General features: G+C 66.3%; 25 protein-coding genes. All 25 read left to right on the forward strand.

The annotated features are described in order from the left end of the window. Positions 1 to 90 precede the first annotated feature (90 nt). The 25 genes from DN412_RS17545 to tatC all read left to right on the forward strand — a co-directional run bounded on the left by DN412_RS17545 (position 91) and on the right by tatC (position 18,740). Complete coding sequence (locus DN412_RS17545; RefSeq protein WP_115212772.1) at positions 91 to 909, forward strand: ABC transporter ATP-binding protein; 819 nt, start codon at positions 91 to 93, stop codon at positions 907 to 909. Continuing rightward, positions 906 to 1,697 carry a lipid asymmetry maintenance ABC transporter permease subunit MlaE gene (gene mlaE, locus DN412_RS17550; RefSeq protein WP_425267426.1) on the forward strand — a complete coding sequence of 264 codons (792 nt, stop codon included), beginning with the start codon at positions 906 to 908 and terminating at the stop codon, positions 1,695 to 1,697. Before DN412_RS17545 ends, mlaE begins: the two co-directional genes overlap by 4 nt. A gap of 81 nt (positions 1,698 to 1,778) precedes the next feature. Continuing rightward, a complete protein-coding gene (mlaD, locus tag DN412_RS17555; protein ID WP_115212773.1) occupies positions 1,779 to 2,297 on the forward strand; it encodes an outer membrane lipid asymmetry maintenance protein MlaD in 519 nt (172 codons plus the stop codon). Next, positions 2,294 to 3,298, forward strand: coding sequence for an MlaA family lipoprotein (locus tag DN412_RS17560; RefSeq protein WP_115212774.1), 1,005 nt, complete (start codon positions 2,294 to 2,296; stop codon positions 3,296 to 3,298). Before mlaD ends, DN412_RS17560 begins: the two co-directional genes overlap by 4 nt. A 212-nt stretch (positions 3,299 to 3,510) precedes the next feature. Further along, positions 3,511 to 4,137, forward strand: coding sequence for an MlaC/ttg2D family ABC transporter substrate-binding protein (locus tag DN412_RS17565; protein ID WP_115212775.1), 627 nt, complete (start codon positions 3,511 to 3,513; stop codon positions 4,135 to 4,137). Positions 4,138 to 4,280: 143 nt separating this feature from the next. Beyond that, the gene (locus DN412_RS17570) at positions 4,281 to 4,601 is read left to right on the forward strand and encodes an STAS domain-containing protein (protein WP_341868066.1); all 321 of its coding nucleotides are present in this window, start codon (positions 4,281 to 4,283) and stop codon (positions 4,599 to 4,601) included. Positions 4,602 to 4,863: 262 nt separating this feature from the next. Then, positions 4,864 to 5,814: an ABC transporter ATP-binding protein gene (locus tag DN412_RS17575; RefSeq protein WP_078198115.1), complete on the forward strand. Its 951-nt coding sequence runs from the start codon at positions 4,864 to 4,866 to the stop codon at positions 5,812 to 5,814. Further along, complete coding sequence (locus DN412_RS17580) at positions 5,811 to 6,632, forward strand: ABC transporter permease (RefSeq protein WP_078198114.1); 822 nt, start codon at positions 5,811 to 5,813, stop codon at positions 6,630 to 6,632. The genes DN412_RS17575 and DN412_RS17580 overlap by 4 nt, the downstream gene beginning before the upstream one ends. A 50-nt stretch (positions 6,633 to 6,682) precedes the next feature. Beyond that, positions 6,683 to 6,931 (forward strand): BolA family protein, encoded by a 249-nt coding sequence (locus DN412_RS17585; RefSeq protein ID WP_078198113.1) that lies wholly within the window; start codon positions 6,683 to 6,685, stop codon positions 6,929 to 6,931. An 81-nt stretch (positions 6,932 to 7,012) separates the two neighbouring features. Continuing rightward, positions 7,013 to 8,263 carry a UDP-N-acetylglucosamine 1-carboxyvinyltransferase gene (gene murA, locus DN412_RS17590; RefSeq protein WP_115212777.1) on the forward strand — a complete coding sequence of 417 codons (1,251 nt, stop codon included), beginning with the start codon at positions 7,013 to 7,015 and terminating at the stop codon, positions 8,261 to 8,263. A 9-nt stretch (positions 8,264 to 8,272) separates the two neighbouring features. Beyond that, positions 8,273 to 8,947: an ATP phosphoribosyltransferase gene (hisG, locus tag DN412_RS17595; RefSeq protein ID WP_010812333.1), complete on the forward strand. Its 675-nt coding sequence runs from the start codon at positions 8,273 to 8,275 to the stop codon at positions 8,945 to 8,947. A 29-nt stretch (positions 8,948 to 8,976) separates the two neighbouring features. After that, positions 8,977 to 10,314 (forward strand): histidinol dehydrogenase, encoded by a 1,338-nt coding sequence (gene hisD, locus DN412_RS17600; RefSeq protein ID WP_115212778.1) that lies wholly within the window; start codon positions 8,977 to 8,979, stop codon positions 10,312 to 10,314. A gap of 50 nt (positions 10,315 to 10,364) precedes the next feature. Then, positions 10,365 to 11,465 (forward strand): histidinol-phosphate transaminase, encoded by a 1,101-nt coding sequence (gene hisC / locus DN412_RS17605; protein ID WP_115212779.1) that lies wholly within the window; start codon positions 10,365 to 10,367, stop codon positions 11,463 to 11,465. 4 nt (positions 11,466 to 11,469) lie between these two features. Beyond that, on the forward strand, positions 11,470 to 12,057 hold the full coding sequence (gene hisB, locus DN412_RS17610; protein ID WP_115212780.1) for an imidazoleglycerol-phosphate dehydratase HisB: 588 nt from the start codon (positions 11,470 to 11,472) through the stop codon (positions 12,055 to 12,057). A gap of 92 nt (positions 12,058 to 12,149) precedes the next feature. Then, positions 12,150 to 12,773: a YchE family NAAT transporter gene (locus tag DN412_RS17615; RefSeq protein ID WP_078198108.1), complete on the forward strand. Its 624-nt coding sequence runs from the start codon at positions 12,150 to 12,152 to the stop codon at positions 12,771 to 12,773. Continuing rightward, the gene (hisH, locus tag DN412_RS17620) at positions 12,770 to 13,423 is read left to right on the forward strand and encodes an imidazole glycerol phosphate synthase subunit HisH (RefSeq protein WP_167471099.1); all 654 of its coding nucleotides are present in this window, start codon (positions 12,770 to 12,772) and stop codon (positions 13,421 to 13,423) included. The genes DN412_RS17615 and hisH overlap by 4 nt, the downstream gene beginning before the upstream one ends. Before the next feature lie 156 nt (positions 13,424 to 13,579). Further along, positions 13,580 to 14,326 carry a 1-(5-phosphoribosyl)-5-[(5-phosphoribosylamino)methylideneamino]imidazole-4-carboxamide isomerase gene (hisA, locus tag DN412_RS17625; RefSeq protein ID WP_078198106.1) on the forward strand — a complete coding sequence of 249 codons (747 nt, stop codon included), beginning with the start codon at positions 13,580 to 13,582 and terminating at the stop codon, positions 14,324 to 14,326. Positions 14,327 to 14,396: 70 nt separating this feature from the next. Beyond that, the gene (gene hisF / locus DN412_RS17630) at positions 14,397 to 15,167 is read left to right on the forward strand and encodes an imidazole glycerol phosphate synthase subunit HisF (protein ID WP_078198105.1); all 771 of its coding nucleotides are present in this window, start codon (positions 14,397 to 14,399) and stop codon (positions 15,165 to 15,167) included. 2 nt (positions 15,168 to 15,169) lie between these two features. Beyond that, positions 15,170 to 15,574, forward strand: a complete 405-nt coding sequence (gene hisI, locus DN412_RS17635; RefSeq protein WP_078198104.1) for a phosphoribosyl-AMP cyclohydrolase — start codon at positions 15,170 to 15,172, stop codon at positions 15,572 to 15,574. Continuing rightward, the gene (locus tag DN412_RS17640; RefSeq protein ID WP_115212782.1) at positions 15,571 to 15,942 is read left to right on the forward strand and encodes a phosphoribosyl-ATP diphosphatase; all 372 of its coding nucleotides are present in this window, start codon (positions 15,571 to 15,573) and stop codon (positions 15,940 to 15,942) included. Before hisI ends, DN412_RS17640 begins: the two co-directional genes overlap by 4 nt. Before the next feature lie 63 nt (positions 15,943 to 16,005). Further along, entirely contained in the window at positions 16,006 to 16,395 is a 390-nt protein-coding gene (locus tag DN412_RS17645; protein ID WP_078198102.1) for a DUF4870 family protein, read from the forward strand. A gap of 63 nt (positions 16,396 to 16,458) precedes the next feature. After that, on the forward strand, positions 16,459 to 16,815 hold the full coding sequence (locus DN412_RS17650) for a histidine triad nucleotide-binding protein (protein WP_115212783.1): 357 nt from the start codon (positions 16,459 to 16,461) through the stop codon (positions 16,813 to 16,815). Between the two features lie 147 nt (positions 16,816 to 16,962). Further along, a complete protein-coding gene (gene tatA, locus DN412_RS17655; RefSeq protein ID WP_115212784.1) occupies positions 16,963 to 17,193 on the forward strand; it encodes a Sec-independent protein translocase subunit TatA in 231 nt (76 codons plus the stop codon). A 96-nt stretch (positions 17,194 to 17,289) separates the two neighbouring features. Further along, on the forward strand, positions 17,290 to 17,802 hold the full coding sequence (gene tatB, locus DN412_RS17660; protein ID WP_115212785.1) for a Sec-independent protein translocase protein TatB: 513 nt from the start codon (positions 17,290 to 17,292) through the stop codon (positions 17,800 to 17,802). A 140-nt stretch (positions 17,803 to 17,942) separates the two neighbouring features. Continuing rightward, positions 17,943 to 18,740 (forward strand): twin-arginine translocase subunit TatC, encoded by a 798-nt coding sequence (tatC, locus tag DN412_RS17665; RefSeq protein ID WP_115212786.1) that lies wholly within the window; start codon positions 17,943 to 17,945, stop codon positions 18,738 to 18,740. Positions 18,741 to 18,750: the final 10 nt, after the last annotated feature.

The raw sequence follows: 18,750 nt of genomic DNA on the forward strand, positions 1-18,750 counted from the left end.
GGGCAGGATTCATGTGGCGCGGGACACACGGGTGCCAGCAGGGCTAGGTAGTAGACCTTATAATGCGCGCCTGTCCCGACCGGTGCCAACGTGACCGATTCTGCTCAAAACCTCGTCGAACTGAATGCGGTGGATTTCGCTTACGCGGACCACGGCAAGCCGATCCTGTCCGGCCTGACCATGCAATTCCCGCGCGGCAAGGTGATCGCGGTGATGGGCGGCTCGGGTTGCGGCAAGACGACGGTGCTGCGCCTGATCGGCGGCCAGGTCCGGCCACAATCGGGCGCCGTGTGCTTTGCCGGCACGGATATCCAGAAGCTGGATACCAGCGGCCTGTATGCCGTGCGCCGCCAGATGGGCATGCTGTTCCAGTTCGGCGCGCTGTTTACCGACCTGTCGGTGTTCGACAATGTCGCGTTCCCGCTGCGCGAGCACACCGACCTGCCCGAGTCGATGATCCGCGACCTGGTGCTGATGAAGCTCAACGCGGTCGGCCTGCGCGGCGCGCGCGACCTGATGCCGTCGCAGATCTCGGGTGGCATGGCGCGGCGCGTGGCGCTGGCGCGCGCGATCGCGCTGGACCCGGCGCTGCTGATGTATGACGAGCCCTTCGCCGGCCTGGACCCGATCTCGCTGGGCCTGACCGCGCGGCTGATCCGCAGCCTGAACGACGCGCTCGGCGCCACCACCATCATCGTCTCGCACGATGTGCACGAGACCTTCCAGATCGCCGACTACGTCTATTTCATTGCCGACGGCCGCATCGCCGCCGAAGGCGAGCCCGAGGCGCTGCGCGCTTCCACCGACCCGTTCGTGCACCAGTTTGTCCATGCCGAGGCCGATGGCCCGGTGCCGTTCCACTACGCCGGACCGTCGCTGGCCGAGGATTTCGCCGGAGGTGCGCGGTGACCGGCTTCCTGACGGGTTTCCTGAGCGCCATTGGCGCTGCCGTGCGCCGCAGCGTGTCGGGGCTGGGCAACGCCACGCGCATGTTCCTGACGGTGCTGGGCCTGTCGCCGGCGCTGCTGCGCCGCTTCCGGCTGGTGACCGACCAGGTCTTCTTTGTCGGCAATCTGTCGCTGGTGATCATCGCGGTGTCAGGCCTGTTTGTCGGTTTCGTGCTGGGCCTGCAGGGCTACTACACGCTTAACCGCTACGGCTCCGAGCAGGCGCTCGGGCTGCTGGTGGCGCTGTCGCTGGTGCGCGAGCTGGGTCCGGTAGTGACCGCGCTGCTGTTCGCCGGCCGCGCCGGCACCTCGCTGACCGCGGAGATCGGCCTGATGAAGGCGGGCGAGCAGCTGACCGCGATGGAAATGATGGCGGTGAACCCGCTGCAGCGCGTGGTCGCGCCGCGCTTCTGGGCGGGCGTGATCGCCATGCCGGTGCTGGCCGCGATCTTCAGCGCGGTGGGCATCCTGGGCGGCTATGTGGTCGGGGTGCAACTGATCGGCGTCGATGCCGGCGCCTTCTGGTCGCAGATGCAGGGCGGCGTGGATGTGCGGGCCGACGTGCTCAACGGCGTGATCAAGAGCTTTATCTTTGGCATCGCCGTGACGTTCATTGCCCTGTACCAGGGTTTCGAGGCCAAGCCCACGCCGGAAGGCGTCGCGCGCGCGACCACCCGCACCGTGGTGATCGCGTCGCTGGCCGTGCTGGCGCTGGATTTCCTGCTGACCGCGCTGATGTTCAGCAAGTGATACGGACGCCACCGGCCACAATGCGAACCACACGATAACAACACAGCGACAAGACACTACGGGGTTGAAGAAAGAGATCCGATGAAAAAGAACACACTCGATTTCTGGGTGGGGCTGTTCGTGGCGGCGGGGTTCGTCGCCTTGCTGTTCCTGGCCCTCAAGGCGGGGAACATGAGCACCCTCAGCTTCCAGGACACCTATAGCGTGCAGGCCCGCTTCGACAATATCGGCGGGCTCAAGCCGCGCGCGCCGGTCAAGAGCGCGGGCGTAGTGGTCGGCCGCGTTTCGGCGATCCGCTTCGACGACAAGACCTACCAGGCCACCGTCGAGATGAGCCTGGAGAAGCGCTACCAGTTTCCCAAGGACACCTCGGCCAAGATCCTGACCTCGGGTCTGCTGGGCGAGCAGTACATCGGCCTGGAAGCCGGCGGCGACACCGCCATGCTGGCCGAGGGCGGGCGCATCACCATGACGCAGTCGGCGGTGGTGCTGGAAAACCTGATTGGCCAGTTCCTGTACAACAAGGCGGCAGATGCCGGCGCCAGCGGCGGCGCGTCCGCGGGCGCCAGCGCGCCAGCACCGGGCGGGAACCTCAAATGAGCGCGGCTCCCTCCTTCCGCATGGGCCTGGCCGCGGCCGCCACCGCAGCCGCGGTCCTTGCCGGTTGTGCCACCGGCCCGACCGCCAACCCGAAAGACCCACTGGAGCCGTTCAACCGCGAGGTCTCGAAGATCAATGAAGACTTCGACAAGGGTATCCTGCGACCGGTGGCCCAGCTGTACGCCGACTACATGCCAACGCCGGTGCAGCGTGGCGTGGAGAACTTCTTTTCCAATGTGAGCGACGTCTATTCGGCGGTGAACAACCTGCTGCAAGGCAAGCCAAGCCGCGCCGCCGAAGACACCATGCGGGTGGCGATCAACACCGTGCTGGGGCTGGGCGGCCTGATCGACATCGCCACGCCGGGCGGCTTGCCCAAGTACAAGGAAGACTTCGGCCAGACCCTGGGCGTGTGGGGCGTGCCGGCGGGCCCGTACCTGGTGCTGCCGCTGTTCGGGCCGAGCACGGTGCGCGACACCGCCGGCATGCTGGTGGACCGCCAGTTCGATCCGTCGGCCTACTTCTACCCGGTATCGCTGCGCAATTCGCTGATCGGGGTGCGCATCGTTGCCGGCCGGGCGCAGTTGCTGGGCGCGAGCAACCTGCTGGAGCAGGCTGCGCTGGACAAGTACTCGTTCATGCGGGACGCCTACCTGCAGCGGCGCCAGTACCTGATCTACGACGGCAACCCGCCGGACGCAGACGAGGATACGGAAAAGACCCCGGCCAGCCCCGCGGCCCCCGCCGGGACCGAAGGCGAAAAGCCAGCGGCACCCGCTACGCCGGCCCAACCGGTTCAGCCGGCTCAACCGGTTCAGCCGGCCCAACCGCCACAAGCGGCCCCTGCAGCGCCACCAGCCGACGCCTCTGCCCCTGCCGCCACGCCGGCACAGCCGACGCAGACGCCTTCAGGCGATCTCCAGCCTGAGAGCCAGAGCCTGCCGGTGCCCGCCGTGGATCCGATGCAGCGGATTGCGCCGGGGGTCATTCGCATTCGCTGAACCCCGTGGCGCGGGCGGCTCCAGGGCCCGCGCCAGGCTGTGAATGCCCTGTGAGGGCTGAAACAATTTGTTTTTAAGTGGCTGAAAAGCCACTCGCGCGTACAACCACCGGCGCGCGCTTGTGTTCCAATCACCGCAAGGCCCACGCGCCGCCCATGGCGCCCTGGCCGGTTCGCCCAGGCGAAAACGTCTTTGATGAAGAAGGAAAATCCATGATAAAGCGACTGTTGGTCCCCTTCCTTACGGTAGTTGCATTTGCCGGCGCGGCGCACGCCGAGGTGGCGCCGGACGCGGCCACCCCGGACGGGCTGGTCAAGGCCGTGGTCAGCGACGTGATGTCGACCGTGAAGGCCGACAAGGATATGCAGGCCGGTAATATCGGCAAGATCACCGCGCTGGTCGAGCAGAAGATCCTGCCCAACGCCAACTTCCAGAGGACCACCCAGATCGCCATGGGCCGCAACTGGTCCAAGGCAACGCCCGAGCAGCAGAAGCAGATCACCGAGGAGTTCAAGACCCTCCTGATCCGCACCTACGCCGGCGCCATCGCCCAGATCCGCGACCAGACCGTGCAGTACCGCCCGTACCGCGGCACCGCTGACGATACCGACGCCACTATCCGCACCCAGGTCGTCAACAAGGGCGAGCCGATCCAGATGGACTACCGCCTGGAAAAGACCGCGCAGGGCTGGAAGGTCTATGACATCAACGTGCTGGGCGCGTGGCTGACCGAGGCCTACAAGGGCAGCTTCAACACCATCGTCGGCCAGCAGGGCGTCGAAGGCGTGATCAAGACGCTGCAGGACCGCAACCGCCAGCTGGCCAACGCCAAGAGCTGACGCGTGCGTCCAGCGGCGTGCCGCTGCGCAGCACGGCGCGCCGAAGTGCTCTACAATGGCCGTTCGCGGCACAGGCTCCCGCCCCGGTGCGGGAGTCGTCGTTTTTGCCGCCGCTTTCAAGCTATCGCATTCAAGCCATCCACATTCAAGCCGCAGGCCACGCATCCATGCTCTCGCTCGGTACCTCGCTGACCAACCAGAACGCCGCCGCCGTGCTGCGTGACGGGCTGGCACGCGTGGCGCAAGGCGAGGTGCAGGTCGACTGCGCCGGCCTGGCCCAGGTCGATTCCTCCGCGGTCGCCGTGCTGCTGGCATGGAATCGCGCCGCCGCCGCGCGCAACCTGGCCCTGTCGCTGCGCGGCGTGCCGGCGCAGCTGTCGCAGCTGGCCAGCCTGTACGGCGTGGATGGTCTGCTGGGCCTTGCGCCCGACGCCGCGGCGCAGGGACACCACCACCGACATTGATCCGGCATCGCCGGTCGCCAGCACGGCGGCCGCTCGCGATGCCGCGGCGACGGCCTGGTGCGGTCGCCGAGCCCCTGGGGGCGGATCCGGTCGGGATCAAGCGGGACCCACCCCGCATCCCCTATAATTCCGGGTTGTTCGCCCATCCCCCCGCCTGTTACCGGTTCATGCCACGCCGGGCCAGGATATCCGGGCACGTAGTTGCTCCCAATTCCTGGCGGCCGGCCCCTCAAAGAGCCGGATCCGCCACAAACAATCGGCCATGAAAGCCATTGAAATCCACGACGTTCGCAAGCGCTACCGCAACCTGCAGGCGCTCAAGGGCGTCAGCTTCACCGTCGAACGCGGCGAATTCTTCGGCCTGCTCGGGCCCAATGGCGCCGGCAAGACCACGCTGATCTCGATCCTCGCCGGCCTGAACCGCGCCGATTCCGGCCGCGTCAGTGTGCTCGGGCACGATGTCGTCGGCGACTACCGGATGGCCAGGCGTATGCTGGGCGTGGTGCCGCAGGAGCTGGTGTTCGATCCGTTCTTCACGGTGCGCGAGACGCTGCGGCTGCAGTCAGGCTATTTCGGCCTGACCCGCAACGACGACTGGATCGACGAGATTATGGCCAACCTGGACCTGACCGGGAAAGCCGATGCCAATATGCGCCAGCTCTCGGGCGGCATGAAGCGGCGCGTGCTGGTGGCGCAGGCGCTGGTGCACCGCCCGCCGGTGATCGTGCTCGACGAGCCCACTGCCGGCGTCGACGTGGAGCTGCGCCAGACGCTGTGGAAGTTCATCTCGCGCCTGAACCGGGAAGGGCACACCATCATCCTGACCACGCACTACCTGGAAGAGGCCGAGGCGCTGTGCGACCGCATCGCCATGCTCAAGTTCGGCGAAGTGGTGGCGCTGGACCGCACCAGCAACCTGCTGACGCAGTTTGCCGGGCTGCAGCTGGTGCTGACCTTTGCGCGCGGCGGCCTGCCGCCGGCGCTGGAGCCGCTGCGCATGCCGTCCAACCCCGGCGAGCGCGCGGTGCGCCTGCGGCTGTCGGGCTACCAGGCGGTGGAGCCGATCCTGGCCGCCTGCCGTGAAGCGGGCTGTGAAATCGAAGACATGGAAATCAACAAGGCCGACCTCGAGGACGTATTTGTGCAGATCATGCGCCGCGAGGGGCATATGCCCGGCGCGCTGCCCGATCCGGCGATGGAGGCCGCGGCATGAAGCAGCCTGGCGAAATCGAAATCCTGGAAGACACCCGCCTCGGGCCGATGGCCGTGGGCAGCCTGGTGGGCTTCCGTACCCTGCTGTACAAGGAAGTGCTGCGCTTCTGGAAGGTCAGCTTCCAGACCGTGGCCGCGCCGGTGCTGACCGCGGTGCTGTACCTGCTGATCTTCGGCCATGTGCTGGAAGACCGGGTCAAGGTCTACGACCAGATCAGCTACACCGCCTTCCTGGTGCCGGGCCTGGTGATGATGAGCGTGCTGCAGAATGCGTTCGCCAACAGTTCGTCGTCGCTGATCCAGTCCAAGATCACCGGCAACCTGGTGTTCGTGCTGCTGCCGCCGCTGTCGCACTGGGAGATGTTCGGCGCCTACGTGGTGGCCTCGGTGATCCGCGGGCTGACCGTGGGCCTGGGCGTGCTGCTGGTGACGGCGTGGTTCGCCAACCTGCATTTCGCCAATGTCGGCTGGATCCTCGTCTTTGCACTGCTGGGTGCGGGCATCCTCGGCACGCTGGGGCTGATCGCCGGCATCTGGGCCGAGAAGTTCGACCAGCTGGCCGCGTTCCAGAACTTCCTGATCATGCCGGCGACCTTCCTGTCCGGCGTGTTCTATTCGATCCATTCGCTGCCCGCCTTCTGGCAGGCGGTGTCCCATGCCAATCCGTTCTTCTACATGATCGACGGCTTCCGCTATGGCTTCTTCGGCGTCTCGGACGTGTCGCCGCTGTTCAGCCTGGCGGTGGTCGGATCGGCGTTCGTGGTGCTGGCCGCGCTGGCGCTGCACCTGCTGAAGTCCGGATTCAAGCTGCGCCACTGAGCGGCGGCCGGCCCTGTTGAATCAAGCTGAATCACGCTGAAGAGAACCCCATGCTGCCTACACCGGAACAAGTCAGGGAATACATTGCCCAAGGACTGCCCTGCGAACATCTGCAAGTCGAGGGCGATGGCCAGCACTTCTTTGCCACCATCGTCAGCAACGAATTCGAAGGCAAGCGGCTGATCCAGCGCCACCAGCGTGTCTATGCCGCGCTGGGCGATCGCATGCGCGCCGAGATCCACGCGCTGTCGATGAAGACGCTGACGCCTGCCGAGTGGCAGGCGGGCGAGGGCAAGTAAGCCTCGCCGACATGCGCCGCGCCATGCGCGCGGCCCCAGAACCATGACGCCGGGCGTGTGCCCGGCTCCAGACGACAGAACATGGACAAATTCCAGATCCACGGCAACGGCCCGCTGAAGGGCGAAATCCGCGTGTCGGGCGCCAAGAACGCCGCCTTGCCGATCCTGTGCGCGGGCCTGCTGACGGCCGACACCGTCTCGCTGGACAACGTGCCGAACCTGCAGGACGTGCGCACCACGCTCAAGCTGCTGCGCCAGATGGGCATGCAGGCCGAGCTGGACGGCGCCCGCGTGACCCTGAACGGCGCCGACGTCAATGTGCTCGAGGCCCCGTATGAGCTGGTCAAGACCATGCGCGCCTCGATCCTGGTGCTGGGCCCGCTGGTGGCGCGCTTCGGCGAGGCCCGCGTGTCGCTGCCCGGCGGCTGCGGCATCGGCGCGCGCCCGGTCGACCAGCACATCAAGGGCCTGCAGGCGATGGGTGCCGAGATCACCATCGAACACGGCTTTATCCATGCCCGCGCCAAACGCCTGAAGGGCGCGCGCGTGGTCACCGACATGATCACCGTGACCGGCACCGAGAACCTGCTGATGGCCGCCACGCTGGCCGACGGCGAGACCGTGCTGGAAAACGCCGCGCGCGAGCCCGAGGTGACCGACCTGGCCAACCTGCTGGTCAAGATGGGCGCGAAGATCGATGGCATCGGCACCGACCGCCTGGTGGTGCACGGCGTCGAGCGCCTGCACGGCGCCAGCCACAGCGTCATCGCCGACCGCATCGAGGCCGGCACCTTCCTGTGCGCCGCCGCCGCGACGCTGGGCGACCTGGTGCTGCGCGGCGTGCAGCCGGACATCCTCGACACCGTGCTCGACAAGCTGCGCGAAGCCGGCGCAAAACTCGAGACCGGCGCCGACTGGATCCGCCTGGCCATGCCGCAGCGTGCGAAGGCCGTAAGCTTCCGCACCTCGGAATACCCCGCTTTCCCGACCGACATGCAGGCCCAGTTCATGGCACTCAATGCCGTGGCCGAAGGCACCGCGCGCGTGACCGAGACCATCTTCGAGAACCGCTTCATGCACGTGCAGGAGCTGAACCGCCTGGGTGCCGATATCGTGGTCGAAGGCAACACCGCGGTGGTCAACGGCGTGCCGCGCCTGTCGGGCGCCAACGTGATGGCGACCGACCTGCGCGCCTCGGCCAGCCTGGTGATCGCCGGCCTGGTGGCCGATGGCGAGACCGTGATCGAGCGCATCTACCACCTGGACCGCGGCTACGACCGCATGGAAGACAAGCTGTCGGCAGTGGGCGCGAAGATCCGCCGCATTGCCTGAGGACGTCCGATGAGCCCCACTTTCAACGCATCGCCCAACCAACTGACGCTGGCGCTGTCCAAGGGCCGCATCTTCACTGAGACGCTGCCGCTGCTCGAAGCCGCCGGCATTCGCGTCACCGAGGACCCCGAGACCTCGCGCAAGCTGATCCTGCCGACCTCCGATCCCGCCGTGCGCGTGGTGATCGTGCGCGCCTCGGACGTGCCGACCTACGTGCAGTACGGCGCCGCCGACTTCGGCGTAGCCGGCAAGGACGTGCTGATGGAAAGCGGCATGGCCGGCCTGTACGCGCCGATCGACCTGAACATCGCCCGCTGCCGCATGTCGGTGGCGGTGCCGGCCGGGTTTGACTACGCCAACGCCGTGCGCCAGGGCGCGCGCCTGGCCGTGGCCACCAAGTACGTGCAGACCGCGCGCGAGCATTTTGCGAAAAAGGGCGTTCACGTCGACCTGATCAAGCTGTACGGTTCGATGGAGCTGGGCCCGCTGGTGGGCCTGTCCGACGCCATCGTCGACCTGGTCAGCACCGGCAGCACGCTGCGCGCCAACAACCTGGTCGAAGTGGAAGAGATCGTGCAGATCTCGTCGCGGCTGGTGGTGAACCAGGCCGCGCTCAAACTCAAGCGCGAGCGGCTGGCGCCGATCCTCGACGCCTTCGAACGCGCTTCAGCGGCGCTGGCCTGAGGCCGGGTCGCCCGAGAGGAACAGAAGTCATGAACGCAACCGAAATGGAAAACCTGCCGATCCGCCGGCTTGATTCCAGAGAACCGGGCTTTGCCGAGGCGCTGCGCCAGGTGCTGGCCTTCGAAGCTGGCGAGGACGAGGCCATCGACCGCGCCGCCGCGCAGATCCTGGCCGACGTGAAGGCGCGCGGGGATGCCGCGGTGCTGGAATACACCAAGCGTTTCGACCACCTGGAAGCGTCGTCGATGGGCGCGCTGGAGATCTCGCAGCAGCAGCTCGAAGCCGCGCTCGAAGACCTCGAGCCCAAGCGCCGCGCCGCGCTGGAGGCCGCCGCCGCGCGCGTGCGTGCCTACCACGAGAAGCAGAAGATCGAATGCGGCAGCCACAGCTGGGAATACACCGAGGCCGACGGCACCATGCTGGGCCAGAAGGTGACGCCGCTGGACCGCGTCGGCATCTACGTGCCGGGCGGCAAGGCCGCGTACCCGTCGTCGGTGCTGATGAATGCGATCCCGGCGCGCGTGGCGGGCGTGAAGGAAATCATCATGGTCGTGCCCACGCCGGGCGGCGTGCGCAATGAACTGGTGCTGGCCGCGGCGCAGATCGCCGGCGTGGACCGCGTGTTCACCATCGGCGGTGCACAGGCGGTGGGCGCGCTGGCCTACGGCACGGCGACGCTGCCGCAGGTGGACAAGATCGTCGGCCCGGGCAATGCCTATGTGGCCGCGGCCAAGCGACGCGTGTTCGGCACCGTCGGCATCGACATGATCGCCGGCCCGTCCGAGATCCTGGTGATCTGCGACGGCACCACCGACCCCGACTGGGTGGCGATGGACCTGTTCTCGCAGGCCGAGCACGACGAACTGGCGCAGTCGATCCTGCTGTGCCCGGACGCTGGCTATCTCGCCCGCGTCGAAGCCAGCATCCAGCGCCAGATCGGCACCATGCCGCGGCGCGAGGTGATTGCCGCGTCGATGTCCGGCCGTGGCGCGCTGATCAAGGTGCGCGACATGGAAGAAGCCTGCGAGATCGCCAACGCGATCGCGCCCGAGCACCTGGAGATCTCGGCCGAGAACCCGCGCCAGTGGAGCGAGAAGATCCGCCATGCCGGCGCCATCTTCCTGGGCCGCTACACCAGCGAGTCGCTGGGCGACTACTGCGCGGGCCCCAACCATGTGCTGCCGACCTCGCGCACCGCGCGCTTCTCGTCGCCGCTGGGCGTCTATGACTTCCAGAAGCGCTCGAGCCTGATCGAAGTGAGCGAGGGCGGGGCGCAGATGCTCGGCCAGATCGCCGCCGAGCTGGCCTACGGCGAAGGCCTGCAAGCCCACGCCCGCAGCGCGGAATACCGTTTCAAGCGCAGTTGATCCCCCGCAGTTGATCCTCTGAACCCACGCAAGCCCAAACAGGAGTTTCCATGTCAGCCGTAGAGCCCTCCCTGATCGAACGCATCATCCGTGACGACGTGCGCGCCATGGGCGCCTACCACGTGCCGGATTCGCACGGTCTGGTCAAGCTCGACGCCATGGAGAACCCGTACCGGCTGCCGCCCGCGCTGCGCGAGCAACTGGCCGCACGCCTGGGCGAGGTGGCGCTGAACCGCTATCCCGTGCCCAGCAGCGAGGCGCTGCGCGCCAAGCTCAGGAGCGTGATGGAGGTGCCCGCCGGCATGGACGTGCTGCTGGGCAACGGCTCGGACGAGATCATCAGCATGCTGGCGCTGGCCGCGGCCAGGCCCGGTGCCAAGGTGATGGCGCCGGTGCCGGGCTTTGTCATGTACGCGATGTCGGCGCAGTTTGCCGGCCTGCAGTTCGTGGGCGTGCCGCTGCGCGCCGACTTCACGCTGGACCGCGCCGCCATGCTGGCCGCGATGGCCGCGCAGCAGCCCGCCATCATCTACCTGGCCTACCCGAACAACCCCACCGGCAACCTGTTCGACGCCGCCGACATGGAGGCCATCATCCGCGCCGCCCAGGGCGAGGTCTGCAACAGCCTGGTGGTGGTGGACGAGGCCTACCAGCCGTTCGCCCAGCAAAGCTGGATGCCCCGCCTGGCGGAGTTCGGCAACCTGCTGGTGATGCGCACCGTGTCCAAGCTGGGCCTGGCCGGCATTCGCCTGGGCTACCTGGCCGGCGCGCCGGAATGGCTGTCGCAGCTGGATAAAGTGCGCCCGCCCTACAATGTCAATGTGCTGACCGAGGCGGCCGCGCTGTTCGCGCTGGAACACGTATCGGTGCTGGACGAGCAGGCCGCGCAACTGCGCGCCGAGCGCACCCGCGTGGCCGACGGCATGGCCGCGCAGGCCGGGGTCACGGTGTTCCCCAGCGCCGCCAACTTCCTGCTGGCGCGCGTGCCGGATGCTGCACAGACGTTCGACCGGTTGCTGGCTCGGAAGGTATTGATCAAGAACGTGAGTAAAATGCACCCGTTGCTGGCCAATTGTCTGCGCGTCACGGTCAGCACTCCCGAAGAAAACGCGCAGTTCCTTGAGGCATTCGCAGCGTCGCTGCAGGATTAACACCATGCGTGTTGCAGAGGTCACCCGCAATACTTCGGAAACGCGGATTCGCGTTTCCCTGAATCTCGACGGCAGCGGCCGCCAGAAACTGGCGTCCGGCGTGCCGTTCCTTGACCACATGCTGGACCAGATCGCCCGGCATGGCATGTTCGACCTGGAGGTCGAAGCCACCGGTGACACGCATATCGACGACCACCATACGGTGGAGGACGTGGGCATCACGCTCGGCCAGGCCGTGGCGAAGGCCATCGGCGACAAGAAGGGCATCACCCGCTACGGCCACAGCTATGTGCCGCTGGACGAATGCCTGTCGCGCGTGGTGATCGATTTCTCCGGCCGTCCCGGCCTCGAGTTCCATGTGCCGTTCACGCGTGCACGCGTGGGCAGCTTCGATGTGGACCTGACCATCGAGTTCTTCCGCGGCTTCGTCAACCATGCGGGCGTGACCCTGCATATCGACAACCTGCGCGGCATCAATGCCCACCATCAGTGCGAAACCGTGTTCAAGGCCTTTGGCCGGGCACTGCGCATGGCGGTGGAGCGGGATCCGCGCGCGGCCAACACGATTCCGTCGACCAAGGGTACGCTCTGATCTTCCCGAAACCGTAGGCGTGCCGGCTGGTTGCGGCGCCCGCCGACCTTCCAAGTCTGAACCTGGCCAGCGACGCTGGCGACCCGCAACCAATGGATACGCTCAAGTCGTTTATTTCGCTGCTGGCGCTGATCAACCCGATCGGGGCGATCCCGTTCTTCATCAGCCTGACCACGCAGCAGACCGAAGCGGAAAAGCGGCATACCATCAAGATTGCGTCGATTTCGGTGGCAATCGTGGTGGCGGTGTCGGCGTTGCTGGGGCAGCAGATCATCGAGTTCTTCAATATCTCGGTGGCCTCGCTGCAGGTGGGTGGCGGGCTCATCATGATCATGATGGCCATGAACATGCTGAACGCGCAGACCAGCCGCACCAAGGCCACGCCGGAAGAAGAGGATGAGGCCGAGGTAAAGTCCAGCATCGCGGTGGTGCCGCTGGCGCTGCCGCTGCTGACCGGGCCGGGCTCGATCAGCACGGTGATCGTCTATGCCGGCAAGACGCAGCACTGGTACCAGTTGCTGATTCTGGTCGGCCTGGGCGTGGTGATCGGTGCGGTGGTGTACCTGGTGTTTCGCGCGGCCGACCCGATCGCCCGGGTGATCGGGCGCACCGGCATCAATATCGGCACGCGCCTGATGGGGCTGATCCTGTCGGCGCTGGCCGTGGAATTCATTGTGGACGGGCTGAAGACATTGTTGCCTGTTTTGAAATCATGACTACCATAGCAATTGTGGATTACGGCATGGGCAACCTGCGCTCGGTGGCGCAGGCGCTGCGTGCCGCGGCGCCGGAAGCGGACGTCCGGGTGGTGGATGCTCCCGAAGGCATCCGCTCGGCGGACCGCGTGGTGCTGCCCGGCCAGGGCGCGATGCCCGACTGCATGTCGGCGCTCGGCGCGTCCGGGCTGCAGGAGGCGGTGTGCCAGGCCGCCGCCAGCAAGCCGATGCTGGGCGTGTGCGTGGGCGAGCAGATGCTGTTCCAGTTCAGCACCGAAAGCCGGGCAGGCTCGGACCGCACGCCGGCGCTGGGCCTGATGCCCGGCCAGGTGGTGCGCTTTGCGCTGGACGGCATGACGCAGCCCGACGGCTCGCGCTACAAGGTGCCGCAGATGGGCTGGAACCGGGTGCGCCAGGCCAGGCCGCACCCGCTGTGGGATGGTATCCCGGACGACAGCTGGTTCTATTTCGTCCACAGCTACTATGTGCAGGCGCAGGATCCGGCCCATGTCGCCGGCGAAACGGAATACGGAGTCGTGTTTACCAGCGCGGTAGCGCGCGATAATATTTTCGCGACGCAGTTCCACCCGGAGAAAAGCGCGGCCCTGGGCCTGCAGCTGTACCGGAACTTCGTCCACTGGAATCCCTGAAGCGCAGGCTTGCCGATTCGCGATTCGCTTTTTTACCGATGATCGACCGCTAACCGACCCGTCACTTGACCAGTTTCCGATCGACTATCGACCCGACCTGACCGGCACGCGCCGGTCTCGCTCAATCTCTATCACTCAACCACGCTCGTCACGCATATGTTGCTCATTCCGGCCATCGACCTGAAGGACGGTCAGTGTGTACGCCTCAAACAAGGCGACATGGACCAGGCCACCGTCTTTTCCGAAGATCCCGCCGCCATGGCACGCCACTGGGTGGAGCAGGGCGCCCGCCGCCTGCACCTGGTGGACCTGAATGGCGCGTTCGTGGGCAAGCCCCGCAACGAGGAGGCCATCAAGGCCATCATCGCCGAGGTCGGCGACGAGATCCCGGTGCAGCTCGGGGGCGGCATCCGCGACCTGAACACCATCGAACGCTGGCTGGACGACGGCCTGTCGTACGTCATCATCGGCACTGCGGCGGTGAAGAACCCCGGCTTCCTGAAGGACGCCTGCTCGGCCTTCGGCGGCCATATCATCGTCGGCCTGGATGCCAGGGACGGCAAGGTGGCCACCGACGGCTGGAGCAAGCTGACCGGCCACGAGGTGGCGGACCTGGCGCGCAAGTACGAAGACTACGGCGTCGAGGCCATCATCTACACCGACATCGGCCGCGATGGCATGCTGCAGGGGATAAATATCGACGCCACCGTCAAGCTGGCGCAGTCGATGTCGATTCCGGTGATCGCCAGCGGCGGGTTGTCCAACCTCGCCGATATCGACAACCTGTGCGCGGTTGAGGGCGAGGGTGTCGAAGGCGTCATTTGCGGCCGCGCGATCTACTCCGGCGACCTCAACTTTGCCGCCGCGCAGGCGCTGGCGGACAAGCTGCGCGAAGGGCAATAAGGCAACGGCGCCGCGGGGCGCAGCCGCCTGGCCGCTGCCTGCACGGCAGCGGTGGCGGACAAGGAATCTCATGCTAGCCAAACGTATCATCCCCTGCCTGGACGTGACCAACGGGCGGGTGGTCAAGGGCGTCAACTTTGTCGAGCTGCGCGACGCGGGCGATCCCGTGGAAATCGCGCGCCGCTACGATGAGCAGGGTGCCGATGAAATCACATTCCTGGACATCACCGCGACCAGCGACGGGCGTGACCTGATGCTCCACATCATTGAAGACGTCGCCTCGCAGGTCTTTATCCCGCTGACGGTGGGCGGCGGCGTGCGCACGGTCGAAGACGTGCGGCGCCTGCTCAACGCCGGCGCCGACAAGATCAGCGTCAACTCGTCGGCCATTGCCAATCCGCAGCTGGTCTCGGATGCCACCGCCCGCTATGGCTCGCAGTGCATCGTGGTGGCGATCGACGCCAAGCGCAGTTCCGCCCCGGGCGAAGCGCCGCGCTGGGAAGTCTTCACCCACGGCGGGCGCAAGGCGACCGGGCTGGACGCCGTCGAATGGGCGCGCGAGATGGCGGCGCGCGGTGCCGGCGAGATCCTGCTGACCAGCATGGACCGCGACGGCACCAAGAGCGGCTTCGACCTGGAGCTGACCCGCGCGGTCAGCGACGCGGTGCCGGTACCGGTGATCGCCTCGGGCGGCGTCGGCGGCCTGCAGGACCTTGCCGACGGCATCACCCAGGGCCGCGCCGACGCGGTGCTGGCCGCCAGCATCTTCCACTACGGGCAACACACCGTGGGCGAAGCCAAGGCATTCATGGCCCGCGAGGGCATTCCCGTGCGGATCTGATCATGGCAAAGAAGTGGCTCAACAAGGTCAAGTGGGACGATAACGGCCTGGTGCCGGTGATCGTGCAGGAAGTCGGCTCGAATGACGTGCTGATGTTCGCGTTCATGAACCGCGAGGCACTGCAGCGCACCGTGGAGCTGGGCGAGGCCGTGTTCTGGTCGCGCTCGCGCAAGCGCCTGTGGCACAAGGGCGAAGAGTCGGGCCACGTGCAGAAGGTGCATGAGCTGCGCCTGGACTGCGACGAAGACGTGGTGCTGCTGAAGGTGACACAGGTGGACAGCATTGCCTGCCATACCGGACGGCATTCCTGCTTCTTCCAGAAGTTCGAGGGCGATGTGGATTCCGGCGACTGGCAGACGGTCGAGCCGGTGCTGAAGGACCCTGCCCAGATCTACACCAAGCCATGAGCGACACCCCACTCAGCAGCAACGATGTCCTGGCGCGCCTGGCCGAAGTGCTGGAATCGCGCAAGCCCGCCAACGGCGGCGACCCCGACAAGTCCTACGTCGCGCGCCTGTTCAGCAAGGGCGATGACGCCATCCTGAAGAAGATCGGCGAGGAAGCCACCGAGACCGTGATGGCCGCCAAGGACGCGCGCGCCGCCGGCCAGAGCGGCGCCGAGGCCGGCAAGGTAGTCTATGAAGTGGCCGACCTGTGGTTCCACAGCATGGTATTGCTGGCCAACTTCGGCCTGACGCCGGCCGACGTGGTCAACGAGCTGGCGCGGCGCGAAGGGCTGTCCGGCCTCGAGGAAAAGGCCCGGCGCAAGGACTAGTTGGCCCAGGCGCCGGCCGGTCTTCCGCCTGCCGCAAGGCAGTGCATCTAACCAAGGGCGAATATGGCGAACGACTACACCGCGCAAGTCACCACCCCCAGCGGCGAACAGCTGAGCAGCCTGCGCAAGCTGCTGCACATCCTGTATGCCCTGTATGCGATCTTCTGGCTCACCGGCGGCATCACCGCGCTGATCGCCATCGTGATCGACTACGTCAAGCGCGACGACGCGCGCGGCTCGCTGTATGCCTCGCACTTCGCATGGCAGATCCGCTCGTTCTGGTGGTCGGTGGTCTGGGGTGTGCTGGGCGGGGTGCTGTTTGCGACAGTCGTGCTGATGCCGCTGGCCTTTGCCGTCTGGGGCGTGCTGTCGTTGTGGATGCTGTATCGTATCGTCAAGGGCTGGCTGTACCTCAATGACAGCAAGCCGATGTACCCGGATCAGCAGTTCTGAGGCCGGGCCGGCCGGGCGCGCGAAATTGATGCCGGGTGCCGCGGCCGTCGCAATGAAATCTTCATGAACACTCAGGATAATTGCATTTTCTGCAAGATCGTGGCCGGCCAGCTTCCGTCGCGCAAAGTCTATGAAGACGACGACATGGTGGCTTTCCACGATATCCATCCCAAAGCCCCGGTACACTTGCTGGTCATTCCCAGGTCGCATGTCGACTCGCTGGCCGATTGCGGCGCCGGTGAAGGGGAGGTGCTTGCTAGAATGATGCTGAAGGTGCCTGAACTGGCGCGCGCGGCAGGCTGCTCCAACGGTTTCCGGACGGTGATCAACACCGGCCCGGACGGTGGGCAGGAGGTCTACCACCTGCACTTCCATGTGCTCGGTGGGCCGCGCCATGAGTGGAAGGGACCGCCGCCCTGACCGGGCAGCCTTGGCATGGGAGCGTCCGCGGCGGTAACGCCCGGGCAGATGTTGCGCCGGCAACCGTCGCCCGGCGCGGCCATAACGGGACGGAACAACGGGTCCGGGCAACTATGATTGCGCCCGCGGCTTCATCAGGAGCAAGAAATGGGTTCGTTTAGCATTTGGCACTGGCTGATCGTGCTGGTGATCGTCATGCTCGTGTTCGGCACCAAGAAACTGCGCAATATCGGCCAGGACCTGGGCGGCGCGGTCAAGGGCTTCAAGGACGGCATGAAAGAGGGTGAAGACAAGGCGGCCCAGCCGGCCCAGTCGAAGGAACTGCGCGACTCCACCACCATCGACGTCGACGCCAAGGAAAAGTCCCGCCAGCAGTAAGCCGGCGGTGTGCCTTCCCTTCAACGCAAACCTCGCTGCCTGCGTGTCGTCCCGCGCCTGCGCTTTTTTGGCATGTTGTCCGCATGATGTGTCCGCATGATTGATCTCGGCATTTCCAAGCTGGCGCTGATCGGCGCCGTGGCACTGATCGTGATCGGTCCCGAACGGCTGCCCAAGGTCGCGCGCACGGTCGGCGCGCTGGTCGGCCGGGCGCAGCGCTACATCAACGACGTCAAGGCCGAAGTCAGCCGCGAGGTGGAACTCGAAGAACTGCGCAAGATGCGCACGGAATTCGAGGACGCCGCGCGCGATGTCGAGCGCACCATCCACAAGGAAGTCAGCGAGCAGACCCAGGCGCTGAACGAAGCGCTGGGTGGGGCCGAGACAACCGGCGCCGGCAGCAGCACTGACGCAAGCGGCGGTTTCGTGCCCAGCTGGGACGCGGCCCACAAGGCGCACAACGGGCGCAAGAGCTGGCGCGTCAAGCAGGGCGCCCGCCCGCTCTGGTTCAAGCGCCAGCACAATGTCCGCGTCTGGGTGCAGTCGGGGGCGGCGCGCGTCAAGCGTCACCGGCCGGCCACCCGGTCGGCCCGATCCTTCTTCGAGTGAGCATGATCCGCGGCGACACCTTGCCGGCCGTCGTTCCGGCCGCTGCCGTCGTGGCCGCAGTCGTGGTCGCACACGCGCGCCGCCGCGTGGCGGCTGCATCGATCCACCTTGCCAGCCCCCGCGGCTGAGCGGTTCACGCCATGAGCGACACCCGGTCCCCAGATCCCCAAGACCCGCAAGACGAGTCGCAGCAGGAAACCTTTATTTCCCACCTGATCGAGCTGCGCCAACGCCTGGTCAAGGCGGTGGCGGGCATCATCCTGGTCTTCGTGGGCCTGGTCTACTGGGCCCCGCTCATCTTCAACCTGTTTGCCGCACCGCTGATGGAGTCGCTGCCCAAGGGCGGCAGGATGATCGTGACCGACGTCACCGGCTCGTTCTTCGTACCGATGAAGGTGACCTTGCTGGTGGCCTTCCTGATCGCGCTGCCGTGGGTGCTGTACCAGGTCTGGCAGTTTGTCGCGCCCGGCCTGTACCAGCATGAGAAGCGCCTGATCGTTCCGCTGGTGTCGAGCAGCTACGTCCTGTTTCTGTGCGGGGTGGCGTTCGCGTATTTCCTGGTGTTCCCGACCGTCTTCCACTTCATGGCGCACTACAACGCGCCGCTGGGTGCGGACATGTCGACCGACATCGACAAATACCTCAGCTTTGCCATGACCATGTTCCTGGCCTTCGGCATCACCTTCGAGGTGCCGGTGGTGGTGATCGTGCTGGTGCGCTTCGGCGTGGTGGAACTGGACAAGCTCAAGCAGATCCGCCCCTATGTGATCGTGGGGGCCTTCATCATTGCGGCCGTCGTGACGCCGCCGGATGTGCTGTCGCAGCTGCTGCTGGCCGTGCCGCTGGTGGCGCTCTATGAACTTGGCCTGATCATGGCGCGCTTTGTCGGCCGCCCGGCACCTGAAGTGACCGCTTCAGGGGAAACGCAGCCCGACTAACTCCGCTGAG

The sequence above is a fragment of the Cupriavidus lacunae genome, from assembly GCF_003353055.1.
GTDB classification, from domain to species: Bacteria; Pseudomonadota; Gammaproteobacteria; order Burkholderiales; family Burkholderiaceae; genus Cupriavidus; species Cupriavidus lacunae.

What these genes read in the sequence shown, in the direction of transcription:
- hisH (WP_167471099.1), top strand. Translation starts at nt 12,770, where the DNA reads ATGACTACCATAGCAATTGTGGATTACGGCATGGGCAACCTGCGCTCG.
- tatA (WP_115212784.1), top strand. Translation starts at nt 16,963, where the DNA reads ATGGGTTCGTTTAGCATTTGGCACTGGCTGATCGTGCTGGTGATCGTC.
- DN412_RS17575 (WP_078198115.1), top strand. Translation starts at nt 4,864, where the DNA reads ATGAAAGCCATTGAAATCCACGACGTTCGCAAGCGCTACCGCAACCTG.
- DN412_RS17560 (WP_115212774.1), top strand. Translation starts at nt 2,294, where the DNA reads ATGAGCGCGGCTCCCTCCTTCCGCATGGGCCTGGCCGCGGCCGCCACC.
- murA (WP_115212777.1), top strand. Translation starts at nt 7,013, where the DNA reads ATGGACAAATTCCAGATCCACGGCAACGGCCCGCTGAAGGGCGAAATC.
- hisD (WP_115212778.1), top strand. Translation starts at nt 8,977, where the DNA reads ATGAACGCAACCGAAATGGAAAACCTGCCGATCCGCCGGCTTGATTCC.
- DN412_RS17650 (WP_115212783.1), top strand. Translation starts at nt 16,459, where the DNA reads ATGAACACTCAGGATAATTGCATTTTCTGCAAGATCGTGGCCGGCCAG.
- DN412_RS17645 (WP_078198102.1), top strand. Translation starts at nt 16,006, where the DNA reads ATGGCGAACGACTACACCGCGCAAGTCACCACCCCCAGCGGCGAACAG.
- tatC (WP_115212786.1), top strand. Translation starts at nt 17,943, where the DNA reads ATGAGCGACACCCGGTCCCCAGATCCCCAAGACCCGCAAGACGAGTCG.
- DN412_RS17585 (WP_078198113.1), top strand. Translation starts at nt 6,683, where the DNA reads ATGCTGCCTACACCGGAACAAGTCAGGGAATACATTGCCCAAGGACTG.
- hisC (WP_115212779.1), top strand. Translation starts at nt 10,365, where the DNA reads ATGTCAGCCGTAGAGCCCTCCCTGATCGAACGCATCATCCGTGACGAC.
- hisI (WP_078198104.1), top strand. Translation starts at nt 15,170, where the DNA reads ATGGCAAAGAAGTGGCTCAACAAGGTCAAGTGGGACGATAACGGCCTG.
- hisB (WP_115212780.1), top strand. Translation starts at nt 11,470, where the DNA reads ATGCGTGTTGCAGAGGTCACCCGCAATACTTCGGAAACGCGGATTCGC.
- hisG (WP_010812333.1), top strand. Translation starts at nt 8,273, where the DNA reads ATGAGCCCCACTTTCAACGCATCGCCCAACCAACTGACGCTGGCGCTG.
- DN412_RS17580 (WP_078198114.1), top strand. Translation starts at nt 5,811, where the DNA reads ATGAAGCAGCCTGGCGAAATCGAAATCCTGGAAGACACCCGCCTCGGG.
- tatB (WP_115212785.1), top strand. Translation starts at nt 17,290, where the DNA reads ATGATTGATCTCGGCATTTCCAAGCTGGCGCTGATCGGCGCCGTGGCA.
- DN412_RS17615 (WP_078198108.1), top strand. Translation starts at nt 12,150, where the DNA reads ATGGATACGCTCAAGTCGTTTATTTCGCTGCTGGCGCTGATCAACCCG.
- mlaD (WP_115212773.1), top strand. Translation starts at nt 1,779, where the DNA reads ATGAAAAAGAACACACTCGATTTCTGGGTGGGGCTGTTCGTGGCGGCG.
- DN412_RS17565 (WP_115212775.1), top strand. Translation starts at nt 3,511, where the DNA reads ATGATAAAGCGACTGTTGGTCCCCTTCCTTACGGTAGTTGCATTTGCC.
- hisA (WP_078198106.1), top strand. Translation starts at nt 13,580, where the DNA reads ATGTTGCTCATTCCGGCCATCGACCTGAAGGACGGTCAGTGTGTACGC.
- DN412_RS17640 (WP_115212782.1), top strand. Translation starts at nt 15,571, where the DNA reads ATGAGCGACACCCCACTCAGCAGCAACGATGTCCTGGCGCGCCTGGCC.
- hisF (WP_078198105.1), top strand. Translation starts at nt 14,397, where the DNA reads ATGCTAGCCAAACGTATCATCCCCTGCCTGGACGTGACCAACGGGCGG.